Source organism: Haloferula sp., from assembly GCF_049672945.1.
Lineage (GTDB): Bacteria > Verrucomicrobiota > Verrucomicrobiia > Verrucomicrobiales > Akkermansiaceae > Haloferula.
The window spans coordinates 1-18156 of record NZ_JBATWY010000090.1; the positions used below are offsets into that span (position 1 = coordinate 1).

Below are 18156 nucleotides of genomic sequence, written 5' to 3' on the forward strand. Positions count from 1 at the left end.
GCATCCCAGACCGAGAAAATCGCTCAAGAAAGATGTGATCCGCCCTCATTTCGAAGCTCATCCACCAGATTCAGGAAGACCCGTAGATCCTTGTGCTCAAATCATCCGATTGTGGGACGGGCTCTACGTTAAATGTAGTACATGGGTTCGTTTCCTCCTTCCGCGAGCTGTTTGAGATCGATGCTCTCGAGCTCAGTGCGTGTGCGATCCGAGATGGCTTGCCATGTTTGGCGGACCGCGGAGCCGCTCTCTCCCTCGGTATGGGTGGTGATGTTGAGCAGTGAGGGTTCCACGGATTCGACGATTTCACGAAGGTTGATGGCTTCGGGTGGGCGTGAGAGATGGTAGCCTCCGGCCTTTCCGCGGCGGCTTTCGACGAGTCCGCCCCGTCGCAAGTCGTTGAGAATCTGAACAAGAAAATTCGAGGACACGGCTTCCCGTTGCGCCAACTCGTCCAGGCGTGTAATAGTCTGCCCATCATAGCGCTTGGCCAGTTGGGCCATGGCGCGGCAGGCATAGTCGAGTTTTTGGGAAATCCGCATGAATTCAGAGCAACACACAGAAGGTAAGGCGGAAAGCGTGAAGGATGTCCGCATCTGTCAGTCACGGCCGGTCGACGTCAATGCGGTTTGGAGCCAGATCCGAGAGCGAGCCGAGGCGATTGTTGAGGATGAGCACGGGCTGCGGACGCTTTTGGATGATGTTGTCCTCAGTCGCAGCTCCTTGGGCGAGGCTCTTGCCATCCGGCTGGCGCGCAAGCTTGCCCGGGAGGACATGACGCGTGAGGAGCTGAATCCCCTGCTGGGGGGAATCTTCGAGAGTCAGGAGCTGGTTGAGAGCGCGGCGAGGGACATCTGCGCGATCGTCGAGCGCGACGCCGCCTGCGACTCGCCTCTCCAACCCTTACTCTTCTTCAAGGGCTTCATGGCCATTTCGACCTACCGGGTCTCTCACGAATTGTGGGGGAAGGGGCGGAAGGAGTTGGCTTTGTATTTCCAGAGCCTGGCGAGCGAGGTTTTTGCCGTGGACATTCATCCGGCGGCAAGAATCGGATGCGGGATCCTGCTTGATCATGCAACCAGCTTCGTGGTGGGAGAAACGGCCATTATTGAAGACAATGTCTCGATCCTTCATGAAGTGACTCTTGGAGGCACAGGCAAGGAAACGGGGGATCGTCATCCGATCGTTAGATCGGGAGTGCTCCTTGGTGCCGGATCGAAGGTCCTGGGACGAGTGGAGTTGGGCGAGGGTGCCAAGATCGGAGCCGGCAGCGTCGTGCTGAGCGATGTGGCACCCCATTCGACGGTGGCAGGCGTGCCGGCACAGGTCGTGGGGGTAAGTCGGGAGGATGCGCCAGCCTTGGAAATGGACCAGCAATTGTTCTGTCGGGCCATGATGTGATCGGCAATAGGGCTTTCGGAAAGAGGGATCGCGCTCGCCATCCCGGATGGGCGATGCTAAGCCCAGCGAATGTTCATCAGGACTCTTTGTATCGTTTTGACGCTGTTGGCGTCAGGAGGCTGCAGGAGTGCCAAGGATTTGCTCGGAAGTTCTGGTGCCGGGAACGCTGAGATCGTTCCCGGTGGTGAGGTGAGCGAAGCCTTGGATGCGTTGGTCTCCCGTTCCGATGACGGCGTAAGGTTCCGACGTGATCTTCCTTTTCCGCCGCGGCTGGAGGTTCGGATGATTCAGAGTTTGGACTATCAGAATGTCCGGGTGGTCGAGGTTTCTGCCTTGGGAAAAAATGCGTCGACCTTGAATTTCGAAACAGAGACCGAGATTTGGTGCTCGAAAAATCCCGGGCTGTTTGAGCTACGACTGGAAGCGGCAGGTCGTCGGGTGCTTGCAGAAGATGAAGAGTCTGGAGAGCTTCCCAAGTTGGAGTCCGACCGGGTATCCGAGCTGGAGGGGGAGTCGCTCAGCTTTGCGCTTACCGAGAGCGGTTGGCGCGCGCGCCTCGGTGCTGGCGCGGTTGACTTCAAAAAGGCGGTGTGGGCCGATAGTCTTGAGGGAGGGGTGCCGCAGTTGATGGTTGAGACGGGTGGGCATCCACGAGTCCAGTGGTTTTCATCTTCACGTGTTTGGAAAGCGGGCGATGAAATTGTCCTCACTGGAAGCGCCCTCAAGATTCTCGACCCCTTTGATGTTAGTGGTCGAGTCCGGCTGAGGTTTGATGGATCCGAGGCCGTTGGTGGTCACCCTTGTGGAGTCTTCTTGATCACCGGCGACATGCGCGTGGACGATCAGCTACAAGTGGACGGTTCTCATCAGGATACGGACATCTCCATTACAAGTGGGAAAATCTGGGCATCGCTGCTTCATCCGGTCATCCTTCGCGAGGAGTACGAAACGGTGCAGACCCTGACCAAGCGTGAGGGCAAGCGGGGTGGGCCGGAGAAGAAGATGCAGGGATCGTTCCGTGTGAAGAAGTCCCGGAACTGGATTCCGCACGAGGACTGATTAGAGGAGCCCGGCTTCGCGGAAGGAATAGTAGGGCGAGCGTCCGTGGTCGGGGCGACCAATGATGATATGGTCGACAAAGCGAAGTTGAAGGAGCTCGGCACCCTCCGCGAGTCGTTTGGTGAATTGGCGATCGGCTTGGCTTGGGCCCGGATCACCAGAAGGGTGGTTGTGGATGAGGATGAAGCCGTAGGCGTTTCGAAGCATGACCGGACGAAGGACTTCGCGCGGATGCGCGCTGGTCTCGTTGAGGGTGCCGGAGCTGATTTCGATGGTGCCGGTATGGCGCAGTCGGCTGTCGACTGTGGCAATCAGCAGACGTTCTTGTCCGAGCCACGCCAGCTGGGGGGCGAATGCTTCGTGGATCCGCTCCGGGCTATCGAGGGTGGTCTGGGAAATGTGTTCGCGTGCGACACGAGCACCCAATTCAAAGGCAGCGGCGAGCAGGCTGGCGCGGGCCGGTCCGATACCCGGACAGCTGAGAAGTTCATCCAGTCCAGCTCCGCCAAGGGCGTTAAGCGAGCCGAAGTGACGGATCATGTCGTTGCCGATCTCGATTGCGTTGCGGTTCTTGTTTCCGGAACCGATGAACAGGGCGAGTAGCTCGGCGTTATTGAGGGAGGCGGCGCCGAGTCGTGCCAGCTTCTCGCGAGGCCTGTCGTCATCGGGAAGATCCTGGATCCGCGACATGGAGCTTAGTCCTTGGATGACTTCGGGTCGAGGGCATCGCGCAAACCATCGCCGAGAAAGTTCAGGGCAAACAAGGTGGTCGCGAAGAACAGTGAGGGAAAGAAGAGCAGCCAGAAATTGGCGGTCATGCGGTCGGCCCCTTCACTGATGAGAATGCCCCACGAACTATTCGGTGGTTTGACCCCCAGACCGAGGAAGGAAAGGGTTGCCTCGAACAGCATGATGCTGGGAATGGTCAGCGTGGTGTAAACGATGATGGGACCGAGCGAATTGGGCAGGATGTGTTTGAAGAGGATGGTGAAGTGCCCAAGTCCAAGAGAGCGGGAAGCTTCGACGAAATCCTGACTGGCGACATTACGGACCTGGGCGCGGACAATGCGGGAGACGGTCAACCAGGAGAGTGCCCCGATCGCCAGGAAGAGCGGCACGAGGGAGGTGATCGGTTCAACCCAAGTCCGAGTCGCGTTTTCCTTCGTCATGGAGGCTCCTTCTCCCGCAATCAGGCCGACGGTGGAATCGGTGAGATCGTTGGTCAATGGTTCGAGAGTCTGACCTAACAGGATCACGATGACGAGGAAGGGAAGGGCATAGAGAATGTCGACGATCCGCATCATGAAATCGTCGAAGAGGCCCTTCACATAGCCTGCGATGGCGCCCCAGCAGACGCCGATGGTAACGGAGACGGTGGTGGTAATGAGGCCGACGGCGATGGTGATCCTTCCGCCGTAGAGCACGCGCGAAAGGATGTCCCGACCGAGGTGATCGGTGCCAAACCAGTGACTGGCGCTTGGCGGGTTGTTCTTGTTAGGGAGGTCGAGGGCATTGGGATCTGGGAGCAGACCGGGAATGGACGGTAGAATCAGGCAGGCGAGAAAGATGAGCGTGAGAATGACCAGTGACGAGATGGCTGCATGGTTTCGGCGCAGTCGCAGCGCGGCATCTTTCCAAAGCGAGCTGCCCTGTTCGATTGGAAGCGGGGTGTTGGCGGTGGCGGCGCTCATGAACGAAGTCGTGGGTTGAGCCAGAAGGCGAGAAGGTCGGTAGCGAAGTTGGCGAGGATGATGAGAATGCCAAAAAGCAGGACGATTCCCGTCAGGACCGGTTCGTCGCCGGTTTCAATGGCCTTGATGAAGTGGGTCCCAAGACCGGGTAGGGCAAAGACGCTTTCAATGACCAGCGATCCGGAAATGATCCCGGCAAAGGCAGGGCCGATGTAGGCGACGGCGGGAGACAGGCCACCGCGCAGGCAATGACGGATGAGGATGTCTTTTTGACTGACTCCTTTGGCGCGTGCCGTGCGGACGAAATCCTGATTCAGGGTGTCGAGCATGCCGGCACGGGTGAGGCGTGACAGGTAGGCGGCGCTGACCAGACCGAGGGTGATGGCCGGTAGAATCCAGAAGAGCGGGTTGAGCGTCGCCCAGCCCATCGCGGGCAGGACTTCCCATTTCTGGCCGAATCGATCAGCAAGGATGGGCCCGATGACGAATGATGGCAGGCAGATGCCGATCATGGCGAGGGCCATGGCGGAGTAGTCGAGGATGGTATTTTTTTTCCAGGCGGCGATCACGCCGAGGGGGATGCCGATACCGATGGCGATCGTAATCGCAACCAGTCCGAGTTGCAGGGAGACGGGGAAGGCTTGGGAGATGATCTCACTCACTTCACGGCCTTCGAGTCGGAAGCTGACACCGGGGTCGCCCTTGAGCAGGTTGGTGGCCCGTTTGACGAACTGGACGGGCATCGGCTTATCAAGGCCGTAGTAGGCTTCCATGCGGGCCTTGGCGTGCTCGGGAATTGCCTTCTCGGTTTGGAAAGGACCGCCTGGCAGCGCTTTGACCAGGAAGAAGGTCAGCGTGAACAGGACGATCAGGACGATCACGCCCTGCAGCAGCCGATTGAAAAGATAGCGGATCATTCGGTCGAGATGGAGGGGCTTGCCGATGATTCGAGGCGCACGGATTTCCACGGATGATTGTCGAGCAGCAGCGGATACCATCCTTTGACTTCGGGGCGCAGGAGGTAGTTGCGCGCATACCACGAGATCGGGGCGATCGGTTGCTCTTTCATCAGGATCGTCTCGGCTTGTCGCATGAGATCAAAACGGCGAGCGGGCTCCGATTGCACGGCTGCCTCGTCGAGGAGCTGTTCGTAGCGTTCGTTGTGCCAAGCGGTGTTGTTGTTGCCGTTGCCCTCGGTCCACATGTTGAGGAAAGTTGTGGGGTCGAGGTAGTCACCGATCCAGCCGGCGGCGGCCATGTCATAGTCGAGCGATTGCTGGGCGCCAATGTAGGAACCCCAATCCTTGTTTTGGATGTCGACGAGGATATTGAGATGCTGGCGCCACATCGCTTGCAGCGCTTCGGCGCCGGCGCGTGCGGCAGGACGGCTGATCAGGATGGAATAACGCGGGAAGCCCTCGCCATCGGGATAGCCTGCTTCCGCAAGGAGCTGCCTTGCCTTCTCAGGATTGAACTCGAGCATTGGTTCTGCCGAATACTCGCCCATCTGAGGGGTAAGGGACGTGGCTGGAGTGTAGCCTTCGGCGATGTACTCGCAGTAGTCGGAGCGATTGATCGTCATCGACAAGGCCTGACGGACCCGCGGGTCGGAAAGTGCCGGGCGAGTCGTGTTGAATCGAATAAAAACTGTTCCGACATAGGGTTCCTGGCGCAATTGCTCGGGCTCATTTTCGAGCATGTCGCGAATGAGATCGGTCGGTAGTCTGTAGGTGGTGTGAAGCTGACCGGCCCGGAAGGCGCGGGTTTCGGTGTAGGGGTTCTCGATCGGGAGGAAGCGGATGCCATTGAGGTGGACGTTCTTGGCATCCCAATAGTAGGGGTTGCGCTCCACTTCGATCAGGTCGTGGAAACGCCACACCGCGAGTTTGAAGGGGCCATTGCCGACGAGATTTGGAAATTCCGACCAGTCGGTGAAGCGGTCACTCATTTCACCGTGCTGGATGATCACATGACGTGGAACCGGAAACCAAGTGTAGTGGCGGGTGAGGGAGGGAAGGAAGGGGACGGGTTCCTTGAGTTTGATTTGGAGGGTGAGGTCGTCGAGGGCCTTGACGCCCACCTTCTCGAAGTCGGTGATTTCCTCTTTGTTGAATTCTTCGGCCTGATCGATGAAGTAGAGCATCTCGACATAGGGAGCAGCGAGCGCTGGCGAGAGCATTCGATGGTAGGAAAAAACGAAGTCGTGGGCGGTGACGGGGGCGCCGTCCGACCAGCGGCCGTTCGGTTGCAGTTTGAAGACCCACTCGGTCATGTCCTCGTTGTGGGTCCATGACTCGGCGGCACCGGGTGGGGTGGCGGCATCGTCGCTGGGGTGGTCTCCGACCAGGCCTTCGAAAAGTGCGCCGACGATCTTGCTCTCGGGGACTCCGGTGACCATCTGGTGATCGAGGGACTTTGGCTCCGCGCCATTTCCCATCAGGAAGATGCCCTCGCGATTGGCTTTCTCGACGAGAGTCTCCTTTTGGCAGGCGGAAATGGCCAAGCAGAGGGCAAGAAGCTGGAACAGACGAATCACTGCACAGGAATTAGCGACGCCGAGGGCTGAGGTGCAGGAAAAAAGTCAGGTCTGCTTAGAAAACTTCCGAAGCCTTCCGCTCTACTGAAGGCTTCTTCTGCGACGAGGCACCGACTTGGGCCAAGAAAAAAGCGATCTCTTTGAGGAGATCGCTCTTTGAAAGTGATTTGGTAGGAAGACCGCAATCGTTTAACGGCGGCGCCTGAAGAGAGCCAAGACACCAAGACCGGAGAGAAGTGCAACCGAAGGTTCCGGAACAAGAGTGAGTCGGAAGCCGTTCAGGCGGGCACGATTGTTCGTGTTGTCTTCTTCGACATAGAGACCGTAGGCAGAACTTCCATCGCTGGTGAACATCACAACGGCCGCGGGAGGATCAATGTCTCCCCCAGATGTCGCGCTGACTGGAGTCTGCTCGATTCCACCGATCGTCACGCCGACGAGGAGATCACCGACAGGAGTACCGCCGTCATTGTCGTGGGACCAAACCTCAAGCTTCCACTCGCCAGCAGGGAGGTCGCCAGCTCCCCCGAAAGTTACTCCAATTTGAGAACCTGCAGCGGTGGCCGGGAAAGCAGTGTCCCGAGTCAGATTGTTCGGACCACTCCGGTCTCGAGAGCCTGCACCGCCTACCACGGTGAACAAGATGCCGCCAGTGGTGAGGCTTCCTGCACCATCGTTCCGGCCGACAACCAAGGCAGCAAAGTCGGTCTGCGTCGCAGTCGGATTTTCGCTCGAGTTGATGTCGACCGCGATGACGGTCGCATCGGACGCTTGGATGGCTACGACAGCTAGAAAGGAAATTACGGGGAGCTTCATGAGAAATTTCGAGGAGGTTGCGTTGTTGGCGGTCAGCAAAACTTCCAACGGCGCCGCGAGTAAAGGGTTCCCGACCGCATAGATCAACACTTTTCTCTGCCACGGTGGTTCCAAATTGCTTGTTTGTGAGGTCGATGATTCTGATCTGCTGAATTTCAATCAAATCCCCTCCAATGGCGAAATGGGAGTTCGGTGGACCTCCTGCTTGGAAATAGGGAAAAAGGTGAGGACTGTGTCGCATTTCATTACTAGTTTGTTGCAAGTCGTCGTCGGTTGGGCATTTTTGACGAGGGGAGCTGTAGGCTGGTTGTGACTTCATTTTTATCGAATGCGGGCAGTCCGGGTGTGTCATGCCGATTGGTTTTGGTCCTGCACGAGCTTGCAAGGTGTTGGCGGCTTGCTAGTAGTCGGGCAGTCCCGCTGTTCCTGCCTGTTTGAAAGCCTACTTTATCCGCCGTCTGCTCCTGATCCCGCTGACTCTGGTCGGGATCACACTGCTGGTGTTCACGATTCAGCGTAAGGCGCCTGGGGGACCGATGGAGCAGGAATTGACCCAATTGCTCGGCGGGGAAGGCGGTGCGCGGCGAGCGAGGGCCGCGGAAGGGGCGGTGCTGAGTGCCGCTCAAGTGATGGAGATCGAGGAGAAGTATCAGAGGGATCGCAGTCTGATTCGCGGCTATGGCGATTGGTTGGGTTTGACGAAGAAGGATTTGGAGAAAGCAGGCGCGGAGTTCGCGGATGGGGAGAAAGAGGTCGTGATCCCCATGCCAGGGACGGTTTATTCCGTGCGAGTGATCAGGGAGGAGGGTGGCGGGTTATCGAAGCAGTTGCTCGACGCCGAGGGGGCCGACCTCGACGCGCCTGAGCTCATCGACCCCTGGGAGGTGAGGCTGAGGTCACCGGAAGATCAGGCGGCAAGTTGGAAGAATTGGATGAAGGGTGTGGCAGTGCCCGAGAATCTGGCTTGGCGGGCGGTGCTCCACCGTCCGGGGCGGGATGGCTTGCTTCAGGGGAGTCTGGGAGCGTCCGAGAAATACCAGGATCCCGTGGGCCAGATGATCATGGATCGGATGCCGGTATCGATTTTCTTCGGTGGGATCAGCATGGTGCTGATTTATGCGATCTGTTTGCCATTGGGGGTGGTCAAGGCGATCAAGCACCGCAGCTGGCTGGATAATGTTTCGTCGGTCATGGTTTTCGCTGGTTATGCGATTCCGGGCTATGCGCTCGGCTCACTGCTGGTCGTTTACCTTGGTGCGAAGCTCGGCTGGTTCCCTCTCGGCGGGTTCCCCGGAGACCGTTTTCACGAATTGGGTCCGGCTGGAAAGCTGCGGGATGTCTTTGATCACGGCATCATGCCGCTGGTCTGTTATGTCATCGGGAGCTTCGCGTTCATGACGCTGATGATGAAGAACAATCTGATGGAGCACCTGGCTTCCGATTATGTTCGAACGGCAACTGCCAAGGGGGCTCCTTTCCGGTCGGCCGTTTTCAAACACGCGTTCCGGAATTCCATTATTCCGATTGCAACGACCTTTGGAGGAAACATCACCTTGCTGGTCACGGGAAGTATCCTGATTGAGCGGGTCTTTGACATCAACGGCTTCGGCTTGCTGCAATTCAATGCGCTCCTCGAGCGCGATGAACCGCTGATCATGGGCGTGTTGTTTGTGTCTTCGGCCCTGATGTTGATCGGCAACGTGCTTTCGGACCTGTGCGTGGCGCTGGTGGATCCTCGAGTGAGTTATAACTAAGATGAACTTTCCGAGGAAACTGGGCATCATGCTTATCGTTACCGCGGCTCTGGCGGCGGTGAGCGATTATTTCGGATATGCCCTGCCGAGTCTCAGGTGGCTCTATTCGTTCAGCGCGACGCCGGACCAGATTCTTGATGCGGAGGTCAGGGATTCCTGGTTCGGGAGCATCGACTGGCCCTGGCTCCGGGAGCATCAGGGTGAAATCATTGGCAACGTCGCCTGTGGCCTGCTGTTCCTGCTGGGCCTGGTGCTGATCGGACGGGGTGGAGGATTCCAATGGAATCCATTGACGGTCCGGAAGATGGCGAGATTCAAGTCGATCGGACGTGGCTATGGATCCCTGAAGTTGCTGGGCCTGCTGTTCTTCATCTCTCTTCTGGATCAGACTTTGGTGGGAAAGAGGGCCTTGGTGGTGAGATACGAGGGTGAGTGGAGTTTTCCCGCATTCGACAAACGGGTTCACCTTGATAACGAGTATGGGGGCGAGAGTGCCGAAGAAGCCAACTTTCGCGAGCTGAAGAAACGCTTCAAGACGGAGTCGCCAGAGAGTTTGGTCATCATGCCACTGGTTCCGTGGGATCAGTCCTTCGACTCGGATGAGAAAGTGACGAAGGAGCTGGTGCTGATCAATGGCGTCATTCACGAACCTTCGGGAAAGGACCCCTTCAACGGGTTTGCGGTCGCCTTCCAGGAAGGCAACCGGGAGTTGAAGGTGCGCAGCGGCCGGATTCGGGGAGGGAAGCTTACCGGGCCCGCCCAGGTTTACGATGAGGTCGGGGAGATGGCCGGTCGCGAAGAGTGGTCTGACGGAGAGCGGCTCAGCACTTCGGTAGAGGACGAGGTGGAAATGAAGGAGGGACGTTGGGCCGAGGTGATCTATGCGCCCTTGCCGCCCGATATTGAAACCGGACACTTTCTTGGTACCGATTCCAAGGGTTGGGATATTCTCGCCCAGCTCTACGGTGGGATGCAGGTGCTATTCAAGGCCTCGGTCCTGTATATCTTCATGACTTATCTGATCGGGGTCGCCATGGGAGCCATGATGGGATATTTCGGTGGTGTCTTTGATCTGGTGATGCAGCGGGTGATGGAGATCATGAGCAATGTGCCGTCGCTGCTGGTGATCATGATCATCATTGCTAATCTTGGCAGGGACCGGGTGACGCTTGGGACAATCCTGCTGGTGTTCTGCATCTTCTCCTGGATAGGGGTGGCGACCTATCTGCGGACGGCGACGTTCAAGGAGAAGGCGAGGGATTACGTGAACGCGGCCCGCGTTGTTGGCGCTCCAACACGGCGCGTGATCTTCCGCCATATCCTTCCCAATGTGATCGCGACGATCGTGACGCTGATCCCATTCAGTGTGTCCTCGGTCATCACTTCCTTGACGGCGCTCGACTTCCTTGGGTTCGGGCTGCCCGACCGCTATCCGAGCTGGGGTCGTTTGTTGAACGATGGTGTCAGCAACTTGAGCTCGCCGTGGATCGTGAGTTCGGTCTTTGCGATGCTGGTGCTGGTTCTCCTGCTTGTGACCTTTGTTGGCGAGGCGATCCGTGAGGCCTTTGATCCCCGAACCTTCACCACCTACCAATGAAAGTCGCGATCCAAGTCCTGATCCTCGTGTCGATGGTGGCGCTCATTCCTGCCTGCCGGGAGAACCGTCAGTGGGCACCCTATGACAATACCGAAGAGCGCCTGAAGTTCGAGGAGCGTTACAACGAAAGTGTGCTGGAAAAGCTGGAGAAGCAGCAGGGGGAGCTGACGGAAACCCTAGCCGGGGAACTGGAAGAAGAGAAGCGGAAGGAAGTTGAAGACGAGCTGGCCCGGGTAAAGCGACGACTTGAGCGCCCGGCCTTTTTCGAGCGTCTTGAGGAGGGCGACCTGCCCGAAAATCTCGAATGGACCACCAATCTTGACGATCCGGATCTGGGTTCTCCCGACGCCAAAAAAGGTGGAACCCTCCATACCTACTTCTTAGGTAGTTCCTACCCGAGGTCGATCCGCTCGGTCGGGAAAGAGTCGAATAATTCCTTCAGGTCCTACCACTGGGACGACAACGAGATGGGTCTGATTTCGATTCATCCGAATACCCGCAATGTCATCTCGGCTCTGGCTGATCGCTGGGCGGTGGCGGAAGACGGGCAATCGGTTTATTTCCATATTGATGACAGGGCCCGCTGGTCGGACGGGAAGGAGGTCACCTCGGGCGACTTCATGATGTCGATGTATATCTACCTTTCCTCCTACCTGACGCCTAGTTTCTACCGAAACTACTACGGCGAGCAGTACTGGGGAATTGCGAGCTACGGAAAGGACTACCTTTGCGTCCGCAATGCCTACCCAAAACCGATTGCGCCATTCTTCGCATCGATGAATGCCTCCCAGGAGGAGTTTTACCGTGAGTTCGGGCCTGACTTCGAGGCGCGCTACAATTGGCGTACGAGGCCGACGACCGGTGCCTACATCATCAAGCCGGAGGATGTGGTGAAGGGGAGGTCCATTACCCTGAGCCGTGTTCCTGACTGGTGGGCGCGTGACCTTAAATACTACAGAAATCGTTTTAATGTCGATCGGATTGAATTCCGGCTGGTCCGGGATCCGGAGAAGGCTTTTCAGATGTTCCTGCAGGGCGATATCGATTTTGACCTGCTTGGGGATCCGAAAAAGTGGTATGAAGACACCGAGGTTGAGAATGTGTTCAAGGGCTATATCGAGCGGGCGACCTTTTATAATGTCTACCCTCGTGTCTCGCGCGGGCTATATTTCAATTTGAGCCGCGCACCGCTCGACAATCTTGACGTGAGAATCGGGCTTCAGCATGCGACGAACTGGGAAAAGGTCATTGAGTTGGACCTGCGGGGCGACGCGGACCGCCTTTCCCTGCTCAATGATGGATTTGCCGGGATCTCCGACACCGATCTCAAGACGCGACCCTACTCGGTGGAGAAGGCCCGTGCAGCCTTTGCGCGGGCGGGATTTGATGAGGCGGGACCCGACGGAATCCTGCGCAATGCCGACGGGGAAAGGCTGAGCTTCGATCTCAGCTATGCGAAGATTCCGGCGCTGGAAGCGATGGTGTTGCGGTTGACCGAGGAAGCGAAGCGGGCCGGAGTGGAATTCAGGCTCAATGGGATGGATGGATCGGCATCCTTCCAGCAGGTGCTCAGAAAGGAACATGAGATTTCCTTGATGGGCTGGGGCGTGGGGCAGCCGATGACGCCGGACTACTACCAACAGTTCCATTCGAAAGAGGCCTTTGAAGAGGACGGCAAGACACCGCGGGTCATGACCAACAACATCTCGCTCTTCGCGGATCCTGAGGTGGACGTCATCCTCGAGGAGAATCGCAATGCGACGAGTCTCGATGTGGTGATTGAGACGAGTCGGGAGTTAGAGCGGATCTTTCATGAGCGGGCGGTGTGGGTGCCTGCCTTCAAGCGGCCTTACTATCGATTGGGCTACTGGCGCTGGGTGCGGTGGCCAGATGATTTCAATGTGATGATGGGTGATCTTCCGGACATGAATCACGTGCTTTGGATTGATGAGGAGATGAAGGATGAGACCCTTGAGGCCAAGCGTGAAGGAAGGAGCTTCCCGGAGGTGAACAAGGTTTACGACCAATACCGCGAGAACTGATATGGAGGAAGCTTTGCTAGAAGTCAGGGATCTGGTCACCGCCTTTGAAACGGAAGGTGGTCTGGTCCGTGCGATCGATCATGTGTCCTTCAGTATCGGGAAGGGAAAGACGCTGGGGATTGTCGGGGAGTCGGGATGTGGAAAAAGCGTGACGGCGATGTCGATTACCCGACTGCTGCCGCAACCGGCCGGGATCATCCTTTCCGGAGAGATCGAGTTCAAGGGGGTCGATCTCGTGCAGCTACCGGCGCGCAAGCTGCGCAAGATCCGGGGGGCGGAAATTGGGATGGTTTTTCAGGAACCGATGACGGCTCTTAATCCCGTGCAACGGATCGGCAAGCAGTTGATCGAGTGTTTCCGACTTCATCAGCGCATCAGCAAGAAGAAGGCATGGGAGGAATCCCTGGAGATGCTTCGACTGGTGAAGATTCCTTCGCCCGAGATGCGTATGGGCGACTATCCGCATCAACTGTCAGGAGGCATGCGCCAGAGAGTTGTGATTGCCATGGCTCTTGCCTGTCGGCCGGATCTGGTGATTGCGGATGAGCCGACGACGGCGCTGGACGTAACGGTTCAGGCGCAAATCCTTGATCTCTTGAAGAAGCTGCAGGCCGAGATGGGCATGGCGGTCATTCTGATCACCCACGATCTCGGCGTGATCGCGGAGAACTGTGACGAGGTGGCGGTGATGTATGCGGGACGGATCGTCGAACGTGCTCCTGTGAAGAAACTTTTCGCGAATCCGCTGCATGCGTACACGCGAGGCTTGCTGGCTTCGATTCCCCGACTTGAGACGCCCACCAAGTCGGTGCTGCCGACGATTCCGGGCATGGTCGCCTCATTGGTGGATCTGGTTCCGGGATGTCGTTTTTGTCAGAGGATGGATCGGAAGGGCTCGACGCTGCGCGAGCGACCGGGTTTCTTCGAGGTGTCCGAGGGGCACTGGGTGGAGGTTTGTCCCAAATGCTATCACGGTGAGGAGGTGGCGACGTGAGTGAGCTTCTAAGCGTTGAGGACCTGAAGGTTCATTTTCCGGTAAGGGGTGGCTTGCTGATGCGTCAGACCAAGACGGTTAAGGCTGTTGACGGGGTTTCGCTGAATATTTCCGTCGGTGAGACCTTGGGTTTGGTGGGTGAATCGGGATGTGGCAAGTCGACCCTTGGGAAGGCAATCGTGCGCTTGGTGGATCCCAATGCCGGGTCGGTGGTGTTCAATGGGCGCGACATTACGAAGGCCTCGCGGGGTTCGATTCGTTCGATGCGGCAAGACTTGCAGATGATCTTTCAGGATCCTGTGGAATCGCTCAATGCGCGTCATAGCATTGCCGAAATTCTTGAAGAGCCGCTCATCATCCACCGCCGTGGAAACCGGATCGAGCGGAAGAAGAAAGTGGCCGAGTTGTTGGATCGGGTGGGATTGCCTTCGTCGAGTGCGGATCGTTATCCCTTCGAGTTCTCCGGGGGGCAGCGCCAGCGGATCGGGATCGCACGTGCGATCGCCCTGAAGCCGAAACTGATCATTGCGGACGAGCCGGTATCGGCGCTTGATGTCTCGGTCCAGTCGCAGGTGATGAATCTGCTGTTGGAGCTGCAGAATGAAATGGGCTTGTCCTATCTGTTCATCGCTCACGATTTGGCGGTAGTGAAGCATATCTCGGATCGGGTTGCCGTGATGTATCTCGGGAAAATCGTCGAGTTGGCGGATGCCGAAACCATCTACCGGAATCCGAAGCACGCTTACACCAAGGCTTTGATTTCGGCGATTCCCCATCCGGATCCATCGCGCAAGGTGGAGCGGGTGTTGCTGGAGGGCGATGTGCCTTCACCGATCGATCCCCCGAAGGGGAGTGCCTTTGGCAAGCGGATCGAACATCCGCGCTACGAGGAGACGGTTGGAATGGAGCTGTCGTTGGTGGAGATTGAGCCGGGGCACTGGGTGGCCGCGGATCCCTGCTGTCTGGAAGAGTCGGATTGGGAGAAGGTGAGGGGAATGGCAGGCTAGTTTTGGGGATTTGATTGCCGAATGGGCGACTGAAAGCCGCCTTGCCCACTCATGGAGCTCGGGAGAGCGCCACTCCGTTTCTTTCGGGGTTGCGGCTTTGGTGGGGCGGGATAGTTTTCGCCGCATGTCCATTGAGTCCTCCGCCAACCGCTTCGTTTGCGATCTCGTTGCTTACGAACCAGGTAAGCCGATTGAAGAAACGGCCCGAGAACTGGGCCTCGAACCCTCGCGGATCGTCAAGCTGGCCTCGAACGAAAATCCGCTTGGACCATCGCCGAAGGCGAAGGAGGCGATGAAGAAGGCTTTGGAGGATTCCCACATCTATCCTGATGGCGGTGGCTACAAGCTGCGCATGGCGATTGCCGAAAGCCAGAATGTCGAGTTCGCAAACGTGGTGCTCGGAAATGGTTCGAACGAAATCATCGAGTTGCTGTGTCACACCTTTCTAAATCCCGAGGCGGAACTGATCGCTGCCGAGCACGCCTTCGTCGTCTACAAGTTGATGGCGACCTTGTTCGGAGCGCGATACGTTGAGGTGCCGGATCCGGGCTTTGTCCACGATCTGGATGCGATGGCGGATGCGATTACCGAGCGAACCCGGCTGGTATTCATCGCGAATCCCAACAATCCAACGGGGACGATGGTGGATCAGGAAGCGATTGATCGTTTCATGGCCCGCGTCCCGGATCATGTGGTGGTGTGCTTTGACGAGGCCTACTACGAGTTTCTCGAAACGCCGCCGGACACGCTGAAATATGTGAGGGAGGGGAGGAACGTCTGTGTGCTTCGAACCTGTTCGAAGATTCACGGACTGGCGGCGCTCCGGATTGGCTACGGATTGGCTTCGGAGAGCGTGGCGAAGATACTGCAAAAGGCCCGCCAACCCTTCAATACGAACGCGATTGCCCAAGCGGGGGCTTTGGCCGCCTTGAGCGATGAGGTTCACATCGAACAGACCCGGGAAATCAATCGTCGAGGACTCGAGATGCTGCAGCAGGCCTTCAGCGAGCGCGGTCTGGAATTCGTGCCGAGCGTCGCGAATTTCGTGCTGGTGAAGGTCGGGGACGGAGATGCTGTGTTTCAAGCGATGCTTCAGAAAGGCGTGATCGTTCGCGCGATGCGCGGCTACAAACTACCTGAATGGGTGCGTATTTCGGTCGGAACGATGGATCAGAACCGGCGCTGCCTTGAGGTCTTGGACGAAGTTTTGGCCTGAAACGGCATGACTTCTCAGGGGCTGGTTTGACAGCAGCGACTCAGGCGTTTAAAAGATCCGAACTAATTTGTGATGTCGAGTCCCGGGGGAAATGGAGATCAGCGTGAATTTCGCTGCAAGCACTGCAATGGGAAGATCCTCGTCCCATCGAATTTGCCTGCTACCACAGGTCCGTGCCCTCATTGTCAGGGGGAAATCACTTCTCCGGGCCCTGATTTGCCCTCGGAGCTGGATCCGATTTTCGGTCGTCCCATTCTTTCCGAGCCGCCAACGGCCGTAAGTCCTGCGGCAACTCCGCCACCACTGCCGCCTAAGGCGGAAATGGACAGGATTCGTGAGGAATCCGAGAAAAAGATCGCGGCCGAGAAGGCGGCCAGAGAAGAGGAAGCCCGAAGGGTGGCTGAGGCGGAAGCAGTGGCCAAGGCCGAGGAAGAGCGCAAGGCGGCAGAGGTGAAAGCGGCAGCCGAGGCGAAAGCAGAAGAAAAACGCCAGGCGGCGGAAGCGGCAGCCGAAGCCAAGGCAGAGGAGGAGCGCAAGGCGGCGGAGGCGAAAGCAGCTGCGGAGGCGAAAGCAGCTGCGGAGGCGAAAGCAGCGGTGGAGGCCAAGGCTGAAATGGAGCGCCAAGCTGCCGAAGCCAAGGCGGAGATGGAACGTCATGCCGCTCAGGCAAGAGCCGAAATCGAGAGCAAAGACAAAGCCAAGGCCGCTGAAGAGCAGGCGCTTGCTGCGGCGGCGATTGCCACTCAGGCTAAGGCCACAGCAGAAAAGGCCGAGCAGGATCGCCTCGCCGCAGTCAAGGCCGACGAAGAAAAGGCGCGACTGGAGAAGGCGGCAGAGAACGAAGCTCGCCAACGAGCCGAGCACGAGAAACTCGCTGCGGCTGAGGCTGCTCAAGCGGCCAGTAAGGATGTCCCCGCTGCGCCGAGCAAGTCATCGACTCAGACCTCAATGCCTTCCGCTGCGGTTTCAGAAACCCCTTCGGCAACTCCAGAGACCGAGGGTGACGTCGAAGATCCGTTTGCCGAACGACCATCGAAAGACGGCAAGTCAACTCAATCAGGCAAGGCGAAGAAGGAGAAAGCCAAGCGATCGAAGACGCCGCTAGTGGTGGCACTGGTGCTGATCGTTGTCGCCGCCGCGGCCTATTTCATCGTTCCCGGAATTCTTAAGAACTCGGAGGAAGCGGTCGTCGTTGACACCTCGGGTGCTGCGGCCAAGAAAGAGATGGAGTATTTGAATACGGGCTGGGAAGTTGATGCCCGCAAGGTTCTCGCGGAGTTTCTTGAAGCCACGACAGCGTCGGGGAAAGCCAGTCAATCGATCCGAGGCGCGGGTCTTCTCGCCGAGATGGAGGACTACTATGATGGAAACAAGATCGATGATTCGGACACACCCGAATCGGCGTTCTCCGTTTATCCGCTCACCATGAAGGACAAGGAACGTGGGATCTTCATGCTGACTTATGATCGGCCGCCAGCCTATGAACTGAGTGAGTTTTTCACGCCCCTGGCACCCCTCGACGTCAAATATCAACTCCGTGAGCCGGACATGCTTTTGGCTTCGGTGGGACGCTCGAACAATTTCACCACGGAGTCGCTGCGGGTCCATGCCTTGTTCAAGCGCAGCGAGGATGGGATGAAGCTGGACTGGGAGACTTTCGTTCAAACCAAAGACCGGACGCTGAGGGATTTTCTGGAGCTGCCGGTGCCGGGCCGCAAGGAGGTGTTTCGCGTGATTGTTTCGGAAACGGTTCCCGAAAAGCGCAATGCGCCCGCTGGGCATCGGACTTATTTGATCGCCGATCCAGCCCATCGCTCCGACGACTCCGTGAGGGTCAATGTTCCCGGGGACTCGGAGATTGGGCGCGCATTCTCGATTCTCAATTGGCGTGGAACCAAGGACGGCCGGGTGGTGGCAAAGACTGCTACGATTGAATTGGCGTGGTCCGACGAAGCGACGCCGCAACTTTCGGTGAGCCGCTTCATCTGTTGGGAATTCCTCGGAGTGGGAGGCGAGGCGGTCGCGCCGTAGTTCCATGACGTC

Annotated in this window: 15 protein-coding genes; 9 read left to right on the top strand and 6 right to left on the bottom strand. The window is 57.7% G+C overall.

Annotated features, from left to right (window positions below; genetic code table 11):
- Positions 1–128: 128 nt before the first annotated feature.
- Complete coding sequence (locus WBG04_RS07795; RefSeq protein ID WP_424313841.1) at positions 129–542, bottom strand: RrF2 family transcriptional regulator; 414 nt, start codon at positions 540–542, stop codon at positions 129–131.
- On the opposite strand from WBG04_RS07795, the gene cysE reads away from it, so the two are divergent.
- Both cysE and WBG04_RS07805 read left to right on the top strand, forming a co-directional pair.
- Complete coding sequence (gene cysE, locus WBG04_RS07800) at positions 541–1401, top strand: serine O-acetyltransferase (RefSeq protein ID WP_424313842.1); 861 nt, start codon at positions 541–543, stop codon at positions 1399–1401. The two genes, WBG04_RS07795 and cysE, sit on opposite strands and share 2 nt — an antisense overlap.
- 69 nt (positions 1402–1470) lie before the next feature.
- Positions 1471–2460: a hypothetical protein gene (locus WBG04_RS07805; RefSeq protein ID WP_424313843.1), complete on the top strand. Its 990-nt coding sequence runs from the start codon at positions 1471–1473 to the stop codon at positions 2458–2460.
- Here the strand turns inward: WBG04_RS07805 and radC are convergent, their stop codons facing one another.
- The 5 genes from radC to WBG04_RS07830 form a co-directional block, all read right to left on the bottom strand.
- Positions 2461–3150 carry a RadC family protein gene (radC, locus tag WBG04_RS07810; RefSeq protein WP_424313844.1) on the bottom strand — a complete coding sequence of 230 codons (690 nt, stop codon included), beginning with the start codon at positions 3148–3150 and terminating at the stop codon, positions 2461–2463.
- Positions 3151–3155: 5 nt separating this feature from the next.
- A complete protein-coding gene (locus tag WBG04_RS07815; RefSeq protein WP_424313845.1) occupies positions 3156–4151 on the bottom strand; it encodes an ABC transporter permease in 996 nt (331 codons plus the stop codon).
- Positions 4148–5068 (bottom strand): ABC transporter permease, encoded by a 921-nt coding sequence (locus tag WBG04_RS07820; protein WP_424313846.1) that lies wholly within the window; start codon positions 5066–5068, stop codon positions 4148–4150. Before WBG04_RS07820 ends, WBG04_RS07815 begins: the two co-directional genes overlap by 4 nt.
- Positions 5065–6687: a peptide ABC transporter substrate-binding protein gene (locus WBG04_RS07825; protein ID WP_424313847.1), complete on the bottom strand. Its 1623-nt coding sequence runs from the start codon at positions 6685–6687 to the stop codon at positions 5065–5067. Before WBG04_RS07825 ends, WBG04_RS07820 begins: the two co-directional genes overlap by 4 nt.
- Before the next feature lie 189 nt (positions 6688–6876).
- Positions 6877–7503 carry a PEP-CTERM sorting domain-containing protein gene (locus WBG04_RS07830; RefSeq protein WP_424313848.1) on the bottom strand — a complete coding sequence of 209 codons (627 nt, stop codon included), beginning with the start codon at positions 7501–7503 and terminating at the stop codon, positions 6877–6879.
- A gap of 434 nt (positions 7504–7937) precedes the next feature.
- Here WBG04_RS07830 and WBG04_RS07835 point away from each other — a divergent pair, with 434 nt between their 5' ends.
- The 7 genes from WBG04_RS07835 to WBG04_RS07865 all read left to right on the top strand — a co-directional run bounded on the left by WBG04_RS07835 (position 7938) and on the right by WBG04_RS07865 (position 18144).
- On the top strand, positions 7938–9257 hold the full coding sequence (locus WBG04_RS07835) for an ABC transporter permease (protein ID WP_424313849.1): 1320 nt from the start codon (positions 7938–7940) through the stop codon (positions 9255–9257).
- A 28-nt stretch (positions 9258–9285) separates the two neighbouring features.
- The gene (locus WBG04_RS07840) at positions 9286–10854 is read left to right on the top strand and encodes an ABC transporter permease subunit (protein ID WP_424313850.1); all 1569 of its coding nucleotides are present in this window, start codon (positions 9286–9288) and stop codon (positions 10852–10854) included.
- Positions 10851–12896 carry an ABC transporter substrate-binding protein gene (locus WBG04_RS07845; RefSeq protein WP_424313851.1) on the top strand — a complete coding sequence of 682 codons (2046 nt, stop codon included), beginning with the start codon at positions 10851–10853 and terminating at the stop codon, positions 12894–12896. The genes WBG04_RS07840 and WBG04_RS07845 overlap by 4 nt, the downstream gene beginning before the upstream one ends.
- A gap of 1 nt (position 12897) precedes the next feature.
- Positions 12898–13890: an ABC transporter ATP-binding protein gene (locus tag WBG04_RS07850; protein WP_424313852.1), complete on the top strand. Its 993-nt coding sequence runs from the start codon at positions 12898–12900 to the stop codon at positions 13888–13890.
- Positions 13887–14897, top strand: coding sequence for an ABC transporter ATP-binding protein (locus tag WBG04_RS07855; protein ID WP_424313853.1), 1011 nt, complete (start codon positions 13887–13889; stop codon positions 14895–14897). The genes WBG04_RS07850 and WBG04_RS07855 overlap by 4 nt, the downstream gene beginning before the upstream one ends.
- Before the next feature lie 124 nt (positions 14898–15021).
- Positions 15022–16113, top strand: a complete 1092-nt coding sequence (gene hisC, locus WBG04_RS07860) for a histidinol-phosphate transaminase (protein ID WP_424313854.1) — start codon at positions 15022–15024, stop codon at positions 16111–16113.
- A gap of 321 nt (positions 16114–16434) precedes the next feature.
- Positions 16435–18144, top strand: coding sequence for a hypothetical protein (locus WBG04_RS07865; RefSeq protein ID WP_424313855.1), 1710 nt, complete (start codon positions 16435–16437; stop codon positions 18142–18144).
- Positions 18145–18156: the final 12 nt, after the last annotated feature.